Here is a 12,980-nt window from a genome sequence, read left to right on the forward strand (position 1 = left end):
AATCTCCCAACTTAATACTGCTCTGCCGACGAGTTCACCGCCTGATAAATTTCAACCTTACCGTCCTGCATTAACAGCAGGACCTGATAGGCATCAAACCGCTGATCGACCTCCATACCCGGACTACCGACAGGCATGCCCGGTACCGACAAACCGATAGCACCCTCAGGCGGCGATGCCAGGAACTGACGAATAAATTTGGCCGGCACATGGCCTTCAAACACATAACCCTCGGTAGAAACCCCGGTATGACAGGAACGGTAGGCCGGGGCGATGCCAAAATGTTGTTTCACAGCTGGCATACTCGTCGGGTGTAAACCGGTGGCCTGCAACCCTTGTTGCTCCAAGTGTTCAATCCATTTAGTACAGCAGCCACAGGTGGGGCTTTTATATACCTTCAGCTCAGCATTATCCGCTGCGGTGGCAACCACCCCATATAACAGACTCAGACACAGGCCAAATACAGCCGCACTAAAACGACGTAATCCACGTTTTTTCATAACTAACACCCAATAATTCAGCGACCATCGAGTAATCGCTTTGCAATAATAAGAGTGCTGCGCCGATCAGTTCAACGCAACGGGAATGCATCAGGCGTATAGAATGGGAGGGCGTAACAGCGGAGAGATCGCCCGGGAGCGCCAAGCCACAGCAGGCAAGATTATATGATTGATTTGTGGACCTATATCAGCAGCAAGAGTCAGAGAAGGCAGCCCGCAACTGGCGCCTGCGCAAAGCAGCATTGCACAATGTCCGGGAGAGCAGGATGACATTGATTTAGCTGGCTCAGCTGACAAGGATGCATGGTCGCAGCAGTCTAAAATGTTCTCACCTGCCTGAGACAATTGAACCGATTGATTCATCTCGGCATGACAGTTGACCATTCGCCCGGTATGGGCTTCTGCAGCATCGGCCGTGATAGCCTGAACCACAGAGGACGCCTGAAAGGTCACAGCGACAATCAGTAATAACAGCAGGTTTTGTTTCAGGCGATAAAACAACATCTATATCCTACAGAACACGAGTAGATATCTATCCAAGTATAAGCTCTGACCCCTGCATCCGGCAAAGATTCAAAGCGTATCTGATCAGCGACAGTCACCCCACTTGGAAACCTAAGGTACTGTTTTATATATGAAAAACAATGTCTCTTTTTGGAGACATATAATAATTATTTAAATATCAATAACTTAAGACCATTCTGCAAATCAAGTTCACCTCACCACCCCTGACACGAACTAACCAAGCTACGTTTCGCTTACACTGAATGAAAATTAAATTCTTATTATTTTTCATGCAATTACGTAAAAAAATAAGATCTTCGGTACTGACTTTCTCTATCAACCCTCCGTTTGGCACACTCTTCGCTAAGCCTTTATTAAGTTCATTCGCAGAGTTGCCCCAACACCATTGGCAACTTATGTGGTTAATACCCTTAAGGAGGTAATCATGCGTTCTACAATGAAGTTTAAAACCACGCTGCTGACATGCACACTGGCCGCACTGGCCGCACTGGCCGCACCCCAGGCATTCGCTGATACAAAAGCTGAACTGACTGCAGAAACCTCTCCAGTAAAAATTCAACTGGAAGCCCCCTCGGTCCAGGTGGAAACCAACACGCCCGCCAACCAACTGAGAACCCAAGCCGGCGAGCTGAGACCTGACAGCAGTTGGTCAGATAAATCCGCTGCCAACAAGCAGCCAGCAGAAACCAATCCTATTTATCAGCTGACTCCCGCCCAACTGTCGTCCATGGTGGTAGTAGACAACGACGGCGATACCGTCGGCATAGTCACTGATATTGTGCGCAACATGAGCGCCGCAGAATATAAAGCGGTCATCTCCTCAGGTGGGGTCCTGGGTTTTGGCGCAAAAATCGTTGCTGTGCCATTAGAAGCGCTTACCATTGCCAACAGTGCCGTCAAATTAAACAGCTCAGCTAAAATCATCAAACAGTCCGCTGAGTTTCATGGCGAGGGCTATATTTCCCTCCCCGACGACCTGCCGCTAAGCGAATTCACTGCGATAGACTCCTTACCAACAGAGCCAACTGCAGCCGGCGGCACCAGCTAACAATACCCATGGACGAATAACCACTCATACCAGTAATAACAGGGCCCTTTGTGCTCTGTAATGAGGAGGTAATCATAATGAAACATATTTTGATATGTACTGTACTTGCACTCAGCCTTAGCATGCAGGGCTGTGGTCTGCTTGTCGGAGCGGCCGTTGGCGGCACGGCAGGCTACCTGCTGAGTGAAGAGGGCTACGACGTTCAGTCTCCCGTCACCAAAGAGTAGACTCACTCTTGGGCAGACCTTGCCTGATCGAATCTTCGGTCAGGCTTTTTTTATTTTCAGTCTTAATGAGAAATAACTATCCTGTGCTTCAGATGTAGTGTAAATAGCAGCCTTACACCCACTCAGGTTGCGCCCACATGCACTCCCTACTTCCACCTGACATCCCCCAAGGGGAAACCCCTGCGCTATTCGAACAAATTGCCCAAAAGCTAGAAAGCCAAGGTTACGCTGTACTGCCTGCCTCGCTGCCTGAAACTATCACAGATGCGCTCATGCAAGCACTGGCCATACAAGACGAATACAATTTTCGGGCAGCCTCAGTTGGGCGTGGTCCAGAGCAGACCAAGAACCCCTTTATCCGCCGGGATCGGATTTTATGGATTGAACCGCACCTGCCTGCAGTGAACACCTGGCTGGAGTGGACGGAACAACTTCGCTGTTTCTTAAACCAGCGCCTGTTTATGGGGTTATTTTCGTTTGAGAGCCACTTTGCTTATTACCAACCGGGTGACTTTTACAAAAAGCACTTCGATGCCTTTCGCGGCCAATCCAACCGAGTGCTGTCGGTGGTGACATACCTCAACCGCGGCTGGGAACCTGGTCAGGGCGGCGAGTTGATAATCTATGCAGAAGATAACCACTCAGAACTGATCAAAGTTCAGCCCGCATTTGGTACCCTAGTGCTATTTCTCAGTGAGCACTTCCCCCACGAGGTACTTCCGGCCTGCCGTGAGCGTTATAGTATTGCCGGTTGGTATCGTATCAACAGCACTAGGCTAGACCACATTGATCCACCTGCATAAGCCCCATGAAAACGGCCATGCCACTGTGCACTCATAAGCAGTAACCCGCTGGGCATTTTTTATTCAAAACTTGCTATAATCGCGCCTGGGAATTAAGGTAATTCTGACGATAGGAAAATCGAACCAGACATAACTACTTGTTAAGAAAACAGTTATGTCACATTGGCATAAACACATGGATACAGTTCTCAAACCCTTACTCACCAGTTGTCTGTTGTTCGCAGCGCTATTGGGTGCTGGCTGCACAGCATCCCAATCCACCCGTGTAATGCCTTCTGACGCCGACAGCATCGACGCAGATATTGTTGTCAGTGATAACCATACAACAGTGGGATTTGGGCCTAACCCACAGCCCGACACGAGAGAAAACCAAGCGCCTTCTGAACTCTCTGCTGACTTATTAGATCTGGAAAGCGACCTGTTAGACTTGGATCAGGGACTGCTCACCAGCCTGACAAGCACACTTGATGACACATCTGGCGGGGTGATGTCTGATCTAACCGGCACGGTTGATTTATTGCTGGGTACAGAAACTGATCAGCTGCTCGGTTCTGTGGACTCCCTGTTACAACCGATTGGCGGCACTGTAGACAATTTACTATCTGATCCATTGGCGAGCGATCTAGATAACGTGCTCGCGCCAGAAACCCCAATCCTTGAGCCTCTCACTGACAACCTTGATGGTCTGCTGGGCGGAGATGAACCTCTCCTGGAGCCCATTACCGATTCATTAGACAGCTTGCTTATAAATGACGATAGCCTGCTCGGTCTTAACCAAATCACTGAATCCGTCGACAACCTGCTCACCGGCAACAGCTCTGATACACAGCTGGTCGACTCTCTTACCGACACACTGGACACGCTAACCTTAGATGACACTCCGCTGGATTCTCTGCTTGATCCGCTGACCGACCTGCTTGACCAAGTTGATGATGGCTTGCTGGATCCACTAGTGGGCGGACTACTATAAAACGTCAGTTGGTATGTGTTAAAGTCTGGCAAGTACATAAGCACAATCGGATATAAGTTAAGCCAAAGGATCAGGCACCCCAATGAACCCCTCTAAGCGCTCATATATTATCGCTGGCATACTGCTTGGCGGTTGCTGTTTTATTGTTCCCGCTAATGCGACGGAACCGCCTTTTATTGCTGAACCCGACGGTCCAACCGAGCCGGTACCGGAATTCGAACCGGAGCAAGCTAAACTACCCCAACCGCCTGTCGCGAGTGAGGAAGTTAAGAGCCTGCCGCAATTTAATGTGCAACAAATTACATTTCAGGGCGGCAGTGTCTTCAGTGACGCTGAACTGCAAGCGATGGTTGCAGCAATTCGTGGCAAAAAGACATCTAAAGCCGAACTGGCAACCGCCTTGCAGAATATCACCCGACATTACCTTGCCAAGGGGTACCCATTATCCTTTGCTCACCTGCCACGCCAAACACTGGCCGATGGCAAGCTGGTGATCATGTTGATCGAAGGGCACATCACCCAGAGCGAAATCAAAGTTGAAGACCCAGATGTCCGCGCTCGTATCGAGCGTCTGGTTGCTAAACTGCAACAACTCAAACCCCTCACCCGCAAGGGGTACGAACGTTACGTCAGCCTGATACAAAAAACTCCGGGATATCGATTTAAAGTCAATGTACCACGGCCTGTCACCACCACCGGCGCCACCAAAATTTTGGTCGAAGCTACCGAAGTACGCAAAACCAACCGCAGTTTCAACTTAGACGGCGATCAGGATGACCTGCGAGTACAGCTGGGCCTGACGCTGAACTCGCTAACCTCCAACGCAGACCGGTTGACCGTATCCGCGCTAACACCCAGTGATAGCGTCAAAAGTTATTTAAATATTGCCTACCAGCAGGAGGTTGGCGACGAAGGTCTGCAACTGAGCGTCTCTGCCAACCACTTTGAAAGTAACAACGACGACACCTTCTATATCACCGATATCCCGGTTAATAACGAAGAAACCAAAAACCGCGACCGATTCAAACTCGGGGTAAATTACCCCATCAACCTCACCCGCACTTCCAGCTGGTGGCTGGGAGGTAATCTTCACTACCTGGACGAAACCTCTAACTATGAGTTAACGCCTGAGGGGTTCGCACCTATCTATATCGAAAAGAACCTGCGCTACTCCGCTCTGGAGTTAGTCTCGCGCTGGCAGGACCTGAATAAGATTCGTTTCTGGCAGCTTACCGGCAGCATGAAACAAGGCCTTGACCTGGGCAACAATCAAAACCAGATTACACAAAGCGGCGCTTCCCGTACCGGATCAGAAGACCTGTATTTCAATTACTATAAAATAGAAGGCATGTGGCGCCAGTCGCTTGCACCGCAGTGGCGCGTCACAGCAAAGGGCAGCCTGTTTTACTCAGATGATGTATTGCCATCATCAGAACGAATCCGCTATGGCGGCAAGCGCTTTGGCCGAGGTTATGATGATGGTCAGGCACAGGGCGATCGAGGCATGGCTGCAGAGCTTGAACTGCGTTATTTGCTCCCGATTAACGGCACTTATGCGAAACGTCTCGAGCCCTACATTGCCATGGATACTGCGCATACCGAACTGAACGATCCGAATATTGATAGTTCAATTTCATCTTATGCACTGGGATTAGAAATTACCGATACCAAGCATTACAGTATTGGTCTGGAGTACGCCAAGCCCACTGGCGACCCCCATATAGAGACCGGTGATCACAGTCCCTTCTATAATCTGAATCTGCGCTGGTCTTTCTAAACTAACCACTGACCCGAGACGACTCGGGTCAGTTTTATATCTGGACTATCGATGCTGAATTGGGTTTTAGAAAACAACGGTTTCATTCTGGAAGCCATCGTCATGGCTGCCATAATCATATATATTGGCTTGAAAGTATGATAATAACCTGACCGTCTAAGCAGTTAAGGGAAGGCCTTCTCCCTTGACCTGTGCCGCGAGATAAACAGATGAAGCCAGTACTACTATCACGCCGCGCCCACTTGCTGCTGGCAATACTCTCCCTGCCACTGCATGCATCCGCCGAAGAACCACTACCTCTGCTAACCGAAGCAGACCTGCTGATTGATATCCCTGAAGTTATTTCAGCAACACACCTGTCACAAAAGCTTACTGAAACCCCCGCTGCAATCAGTATTATCGACCGACGGATGATTGAAACTTCTGGCGCCCTCAACATCCCTGACCTGTTACGTCTAGTACCCGGCATGAATGTCTACCATATCCACAGCAACAAATTTGCTGCCAGCTACCACGGCGTCAGTGATGACTTCCCAAGACAGATGGAAGTCATGCTTAATGGCCGCTCTGTTTATATACCTCTGCTTTCAACGGTAGTCTGGGAAGCGCTGGGCATTACAGTAAATGATATTGAAAAGATTGAAGTCGTTCGCGGCTCTAACGTACCAACTCACGGCTCCAATGCGTTTCTAGGCGCCATCAATATTATTACCCGTTCCCCTATACAGAGCCAGGGCACCGAAATATCTACCACGCAGGGTGCATTATCAACCGAGACCTATAATCTCAGACATGCAACAAGCATTAACGGCATGCGCTTAGCACTCAGCGCCGGCTTTACTCAAAATGACGGTATCCACCGCTACCAAGATAGTGGATTGACCCGCCGCCTCAATATTGAGGCAGTTTTCACCCCTACGCTGGTTGATACCTTCAATGTAAGCTTAGGCATTAATAGCGGCCACGCGTACCGCGGTAATGGCAATGAAGCTAATCCGGCTGAAGCCGAGTTTGTATCCCGGGAACATGTTGCGCATTACCAGGCGGTACAGTGGCAACATATCGTTAACCCGATCCACTCCTTCCAGCTCAACTACCAGCACAATTACCTGGACATGGAAACCCCGCGCTTCAGCGATGCCGAATTACAGGCATTGCTGGAAGCTGATTTTGGGGCTCTGCCTCCTGACACTGGAGCACAATTGAATGCCTTAAACCCAACGGGTATTTTCAAAGACTCCGAAGTCGGTACCACTGAAACCCATGAGCTGGAATACCTGCATACCATAGAGCCGAGTCACGAGGTAAGCCTTGTATTAGGCATCGCTGGTCGCTATGCCCGGGCACGCAGTGGTGCTCTGATTCAACAACCCAATAACCACTGGATTGATGAAACCCGCTGGCGATTATTTGGTAATGTTGAACTCAAAACCCTACCTGACTGGGTATTCAACCTGGGCGGCATGATTGAACACAGCAGCATAGCCGGCACCGCATTTTCACCCCGTTTCGCTGCCAACTACCTGATTGATCAAAACAGCACGATACGAGCGGCAGCAACACAGGCCTACCGTATGCCTTCCCTGTTATCGGCCAACAGCAGCTACACCCTACATTTCCCCCTAGGGGTTGACGATGATATTTATACTGCTGCCAACCCTAACATTGATCCAGAAACAATCCGCTCTGCCGAAATTGGCTACTTTTCACTGTTTCCAGACATTAACAGCCAACTGGATCTGCGTATCTTCTATGAAGACATTGATGATGGTATCGGCTCTACCTTCGTGACGGCTACTGACCTGGACAACCGTTACATCATTCAGGACAACGTCTATAACTGGACCAATCAGGGGTTTGAGTTCCAGTTCAAATACGTCTCAAAAGCCAGCCATGCATCATCCGCCTTATTTAACTACAGCTATAACAACGTCAAAGGCGACCGTAACCGAGGCCTGAAAGGCGTTCAACCACTGGATGAAACCGCTCCACTTCACCTTGCCTCTATTCTATTAAGCACCAAACCAACTGTGCAGAGTTCTATCAGCCTGGCCCACTATTACCTGAATCACGCTCGCTGGCTGGAAGGCACCGATGACCGGGATGATGACATCCAATATGACCGGACTGACTTGCGGTTATCCTACGACTTCGCCGCTGACTGGAACAGCACACTCTCGATGACAGTCATTATTCAAAATCTGTTTGATAAACAATATTCAGAATTTTATCGCTACAACGAGTTTGACCGACGCACCTACCTTCAATTCAAGTTAAGCTTCTGACCGGCGTACCACACGGACTGTAAAGATGCCAAGGAACTCGAATTACCCAGCCCTAAGAAACACGAAGCCAACCTGGCTTCGCTGGCTGGTACTGTGTTCTTTATTTATCATACAGCCGGCACTCGCCCAGGTACTCATCGTCACCAGCGGGGAACAAATCACCTACCAAAAGGTAGCCTCTGCGATCACACACCAAATTGCGGAGCCTTTCACCCTGATAACCATGGATGAACTTGCTCCAATACACGGTAATGCTAAAACCTATCCCACAGTGGTGACTATAGGCTCCCAAGCTTCAGATCAGGCATTTACCCACTTATCACCTGAGCAAACCCTGATCATGGCATTTTTACCCAAACGCACTTACTTGGGGTTATTAGAAAAACACACACCACACCCACGCCAGAAGTTGAAGAACTTTACTGCTGTTTTCCTGGACCAACCGCTGGAACGACAATTTAATCTGATACGAATTATTAAACCTGATACCGCTACCCTGGCAACTGCACTGGGCGCCTATTCACAGCAAGAATTGCCAGAACTTGAGCGGCTTGGTGCGGCTCAAGGCATAAAGATCAAACAGGCTATTCTCAGTGAAAATGACAATCCAATGCAGAAACTTCAGCCATTGATTGCAGGCAGTGATGTAGTACTCACCTTGCCGGATAAGTCTCTGTTTAACCGCACAACCGCAAAGTGGATTTTATATATCTCGTTTCGGCAGGGAATACCTTTATTCGGTTTTTCAGAAAAGTATGTCAAAGCTGGCGCTATCGCTGCCGTTTATTCTAAGCCGAATGATATTGGCCGACAAACCGCAGAAGTACTTTCACAATGGCTAAGCCAAAAGCGTCTGGCAGATGCACAGTACCCGAGCTATTTCAACGTTGTGACCAACCCGGTCGCGGCCCGCTCATTGCGCATAAACATTAAGTCACCTGAAATCATTCAACAGCAGTTAAAAGGAATGGAACCATGAAGAGCTGGCGTTTAGGTATCCGCCAGCGCGTGTTACTGATCACCTTCCTGCCGCTCTTACTGGTCACCCTCATCCTGGGTGGACACTTGATCTCCTCCCGGCTTGAAGATGCCAATATTCAACGCCAGGAGAAGGGCTTAATTATGAGCCAATTACTTGCCTCTTCTGCCGAATTCGGCATGTTGACAGGTAATGCAGCAGCACTGCGCAGTCTGATCACTTCTGCCATGAAACAGGACGAAGTTGCGGATATTCTATTCCTTGATAGAGACTATAAACTGGTTCAACGGGCAGCATCGTCAGGCAACATTCCACTTGAAACCGCCAAGTTCCCGCTCATTGAAGGCAGCCTCAGCTATTTCCGCTACCCTATTACAACTACTGGATTTGACATTACCAACAACCCCGAGCTTCTGCCTGAATACAGTAGTCCGGAATTTATTGGATGGGTTATTGTTGCCTTCTCAAATAAACCGGGCCAGGTTCGCCAGCAGGAAATCATCATTCGTAGTTCAGTCCTGGTCGGCATTATTTTCCTACTGGCATTTCTGCTGGCTTCTCGCTTTGGTCGTCAAATAACCCGCCCCATACTGGATCTGAGTCGCGTTATTCAAGAACTACAACGTGGCAACCTGGAAGCCAGAGCCAACTTAAAAAGCACCGGCGAACTGAAAGAGCTGGCACATGGCATTAATAAGCTTGGACATCAGGTGTATGATTTTACCCAGAATCTTGAGGGGCAGGTCGATCGCGCCACGCAGCGCTTGCGCTCTACCCTTGTGCATCTTGAGAAACAAAATCAAGCCCTCGATACCGCACGGCAAAGGGCCGACGATGCCAACGCGGCCAAAGACGAATTCCTGGCAAGAATGAGTCATGAGCTACGAACTCCTCTTACCTCAGTCTTGGGTTTTGCCCGGCTACTCGACCGAACTCCATTGAAAATGGAACAAAAAGAATACACCCGGATTATTAACCTAACATCCACCCTGCTGCTGTCGATCATTGATGACATCCTCGATTATTCGAAGCTAGAATCGAATGCCATTGAGCTAGAGCAACTGCCGTTCAACATCGAGAGCTGTATTCTGGATGTATTTGAAATGCAGACCGTACTTGCACACGATAAAGGCCTGGAACTGGTTCCCATCCTCCAGCCTGACACACCCCGCATCCTGCATGGTGATTCAGTACGTATTAAACAGGTACTCAGCAACCTGATCAGCAATGCCGTAAAATTTACCGCCGAGGGACATATTGCCGTGTATGTCAGCGCGACCCCTCTAGGCGAACAGCAAATACAACTGCGCATCATCGTACGAGATACCGGCTCTGGCATCCCAGAAGAACGGGTATCGCACCTGTTCCAGGCATTTAACCAAGCTGATACTTCAATTAGCCGGCGCTACGGTGGCTCCGGACTTGGTTTGGTGATTGCTAAGCAGCTCACCGAATTAATGGGCGGAACGATAGCACTCAGCAGCGAAGAAAACCAAGGCACCACCGTAACATTAGAGATACCGTTCAAGGTCAGCCCGGTGCAATCTATCGTCACTCCACTGCAGGTTCCACACTTAATTATCTACGACCACTGCAGCGAAGTACGTACCGCACTGAAGTACTTGCTAGAAACGTTTATTAAGAAAATCCATGTCGCTAAATCGCTGGAAGAGATGTCCAAGCTTGCAGAAAGCTTGCCTAACAGCTCTATATTGTGGGGACTACCCGCCGGCGACCTAAGCGAATCAACCATTTTGCAGCTGGGTGAAATGCTACAATATGCCACTCATCCGGTAATCATTCTGTCCAGCCAACCTATGGCCGTGGATTTACCAAGAAAAGTGATCCAGCTAAGAAAGCCTGTGCGAACTCAGTTGCTGCTAAACGCACTATCCCCTGACGCACAACAAACGCAGGAACAAGACGCGTCGAATCTACAATTCAGTGGCTCACCACGCATTCTCATCACTGAAGACAACAACTTTAACCGATTACTCATATGCCGCATTTTAGAAAAAGCCGGCGCCAAGGTTTATGAGGCTATCAACGGCGAGGAAGCTGTCGATAAAAGCTTAAGGCTGAGTCCAGATTTGATTCTCATGGATGTGCATATGCCCAAAATGGATGGCATTGAAGCAACACGCCAAATTCGCATGCGCAGCCAAAAGAAACTACCTATCGTGGCATTAACCGCAAACATTATAAGCAGTGAACACCAAAAGTTACTCGATGCAGGCGTCAACCAAGTATTACTTAAACCTATCAATGATCATGAGTTGTTTCAGACCATCGAAGAGCTGCTTTTCCCGGCATCAACTAATAACAGCAGCCATGAAAAAAACGCACAAAACGGGACAAAACTAGAACAATATGGCATCAGTCACAGTGACTTAACTCATGAACTACAGCAACAACTCGACAGCCTGCGAACACAATTTGATCAACATGATTTTGCCGGGATGAGAGAGTGCAGCCACCAAATCGTTGGCTTAGCCGGGCTCTACCAACTACCAGAACTGGAAAATGCCGGCAATGAATTGCATGAGGCGATTCTTGGACAACAACTGCGTACTATTTGGAAAAAACTCTGGCACATGACGCGAATCATCGAGCACGAGCAGTTCTAGCTACTAGAACCAACGGCTCACTGGCGCATGCTCAATCAGCTGCTGTAATGATTCGCTAATGGCTTTTAAGCGCGCATTACCTGCACTGTCATATATTTTACCATTCAACCCCTGGCAAGCAGCAGACTCCGCTGCAGAACCTTCGTCCAGTTCAATACAGCGTTGCCGAATAGATTCCAACTCAGGATCATGGGTAATAGGTAAGGCCAAAAAAACAGTCCACTGGTCCTGCGAAGCAGTGCCGGAAAGGACGGCATTAAGCAGCACCAGAATATCTTGACGCCGCGGACGATATGTAGGCGCTTTACCATACAAAAGCGCAAGACAAAGACCGACTGTCATGCATAACGTAATTGCAAATACAGCCAGAAATTCCATCCTACCCTCCGTCAGTGAATCAATTTGCTAAAGTCATACGCTGCCAGAAAACCCGCAGCCGTATGGATTTTCGTCTCGTACTCTTGTTCCAGCCGAACCATCTCTTGTTTAAATCGCCACTGTTCCTGTTTACTCAGTTTTTGCCACCCCTCTTTAATGGGGATATGACTCGTACGATTGTGCATCTCTCTTAACACGGCGACTTCAGGATGCTTAACCAGTTCGGGGGATAAACTTTCTAATAAGGTACTCAGCCGCATGCATGCCTCCGTCAGAGTTAACTTATCATCATGCCCAACCGCACGAGCGATCACCTGGACACTTTCAACCAGATAAGCCCGGCGCTCACGCAGCTCCTGCTTCAACTTCTGTTGTTGCTGATTTTCATACGCCACCCGCTGTTTATACCGCCGCCAATAACGCAGCAGATAAAACACACAAAGCACAATGACCAATACGCAAATTGCAATAAGACTGTAGACAACTGATTCAGACATTCATCACCCAAGGCAGACCTGAACAAACGTGGCTAGCTTACCGGCTTGTCATTAAAGATGCATTGCCAAAACGCCACATGATTTTTATTTTGAGCAACAAAAAAGCCCCGATCACAGCGTGACCGGGGCTTTTTCTAATTAAATGCTTGGCGATGACCTACAATAAGTTGAAAGCAGCACTTCCAATCGCTTCGCGACGCCCTTGGCGCTTCCACCCTCGTTCCTTCGGAACAGAGGTGGTCACATCGACCCTTTGTAGTACACAGTAAATCATCCCGCCAAACATTAAAAAACCCCAACCGCGTCAGCGATTGGGGGTCTTTAATGTTAGGTGCTTGGCGATGACCTACTCTCACATGGGGAA

12 protein-coding genes are annotated in these 12,980 nt (G+C 48.8%); 8 read left to right on the forward strand and 4 right to left on the reverse strand.

Features of this window, described 5'->3' with window-relative positions:
* Positions 1-11: 11 nt before the first annotated feature.
* Both ACFVYJ_RS11370 and ACFVYJ_RS11375 read right to left on the reverse strand, forming a co-directional pair.
* The gene (locus ACFVYJ_RS11370) at positions 12-500 is read right to left on the reverse strand and encodes a DUF411 domain-containing protein (protein WP_419415951.1); all 489 of its coding nucleotides are present in this window, start codon (positions 498-500) and stop codon (positions 12-14) included.
* Between the two features lie 90 nt (positions 501-590).
* A complete protein-coding gene (locus ACFVYJ_RS11375; protein WP_419415952.1) occupies positions 591-1,004 on the reverse strand; it encodes a hypothetical protein in 414 nt (137 codons plus the stop codon).
* Between the two features lie 445 nt (positions 1,005-1,449).
* Between ACFVYJ_RS11375 and ACFVYJ_RS11380 the strand changes: the two genes are divergently transcribed.
* The 8 genes from ACFVYJ_RS11380 to ACFVYJ_RS11415 all read left to right on the forward strand — a co-directional run bounded on the left by ACFVYJ_RS11380 (position 1,450) and on the right by ACFVYJ_RS11415 (position 11,741).
* Positions 1,450-2,073, forward strand: a complete 624-nt coding sequence (locus tag ACFVYJ_RS11380; RefSeq protein ID WP_419415953.1) for a PRC-barrel domain-containing protein — start codon at positions 1,450-1,452, stop codon at positions 2,071-2,073.
* A 77-nt stretch (positions 2,074-2,150) separates the two neighbouring features.
* A complete protein-coding gene (locus ACFVYJ_RS11385; RefSeq protein ID WP_419415954.1) occupies positions 2,151-2,300 on the forward strand; it encodes a hypothetical protein in 150 nt (49 codons plus the stop codon).
* Between the two features lie 137 nt (positions 2,301-2,437).
* Positions 2,438-3,103: a 2OG-Fe(II) oxygenase gene (locus ACFVYJ_RS11390; RefSeq protein ID WP_419415955.1), complete on the forward strand. Its 666-nt coding sequence runs from the start codon at positions 2,438-2,440 to the stop codon at positions 3,101-3,103.
* A 175-nt stretch (positions 3,104-3,278) separates the two neighbouring features.
* Positions 3,279-4,073: a hypothetical protein gene (locus tag ACFVYJ_RS11395; protein WP_419415956.1), complete on the forward strand. Its 795-nt coding sequence runs from the start codon at positions 3,279-3,281 to the stop codon at positions 4,071-4,073.
* 82 nt (positions 4,074-4,155) lie between these two features.
* Positions 4,156-5,850, forward strand: coding sequence for a ShlB/FhaC/HecB family hemolysin secretion/activation protein (locus ACFVYJ_RS11400; RefSeq protein ID WP_419415957.1), 1,695 nt, complete (start codon positions 4,156-4,158; stop codon positions 5,848-5,850).
* Positions 5,851-6,059: 209 nt separating this feature from the next.
* Positions 6,060-8,135 (forward strand): TonB-dependent receptor plug domain-containing protein, encoded by a 2,076-nt coding sequence (locus ACFVYJ_RS11405; RefSeq protein ID WP_419415958.1) that lies wholly within the window; start codon positions 6,060-6,062, stop codon positions 8,133-8,135.
* Positions 8,136-8,358: 223 nt separating this feature from the next.
* Entirely contained in the window at positions 8,359-9,114 is a 756-nt protein-coding gene (locus ACFVYJ_RS11410) for an ABC transporter substrate-binding protein (RefSeq protein WP_419415959.1), read from the forward strand.
* On the forward strand, positions 9,111-11,741 hold the full coding sequence (locus ACFVYJ_RS11415) for an ATP-binding protein (protein ID WP_463255287.1): 2,631 nt from the start codon (positions 9,111-9,113) through the stop codon (positions 11,739-11,741). Before ACFVYJ_RS11410 ends, ACFVYJ_RS11415 begins: the two co-directional genes overlap by 4 nt.
* A gap of 3 nt (positions 11,742-11,744) precedes the next feature.
* Here ACFVYJ_RS11415 and ACFVYJ_RS11420 read toward each other — a convergent pair whose 3' ends face one another.
* Together ACFVYJ_RS11420 and ACFVYJ_RS11425 are read right to left on the reverse strand one after the other, a co-directional pair.
* A complete protein-coding gene (locus tag ACFVYJ_RS11420) occupies positions 11,745-12,119 on the reverse strand; it encodes a hypothetical protein (protein ID WP_419415961.1) in 375 nt (124 codons plus the stop codon).
* A gap of 11 nt (positions 12,120-12,130) precedes the next feature.
* Positions 12,131-12,616: a DUF2489 domain-containing protein gene (locus tag ACFVYJ_RS11425; protein WP_419415962.1), complete on the reverse strand. Its 486-nt coding sequence runs from the start codon at positions 12,614-12,616 to the stop codon at positions 12,131-12,133.
* Between the last annotated feature and the right edge of the window lie 364 nt (positions 12,617-12,980).

Origin of the sequence: Pontibacter sp. JAM-7 (assembly GCF_048548695.2) — a bacterium.
In the GTDB taxonomy this organism is placed as follows: domain Bacteria; phylum Pseudomonadota; class Gammaproteobacteria; order Pseudomonadales; family Balneatricaceae; genus Neptuniibacter.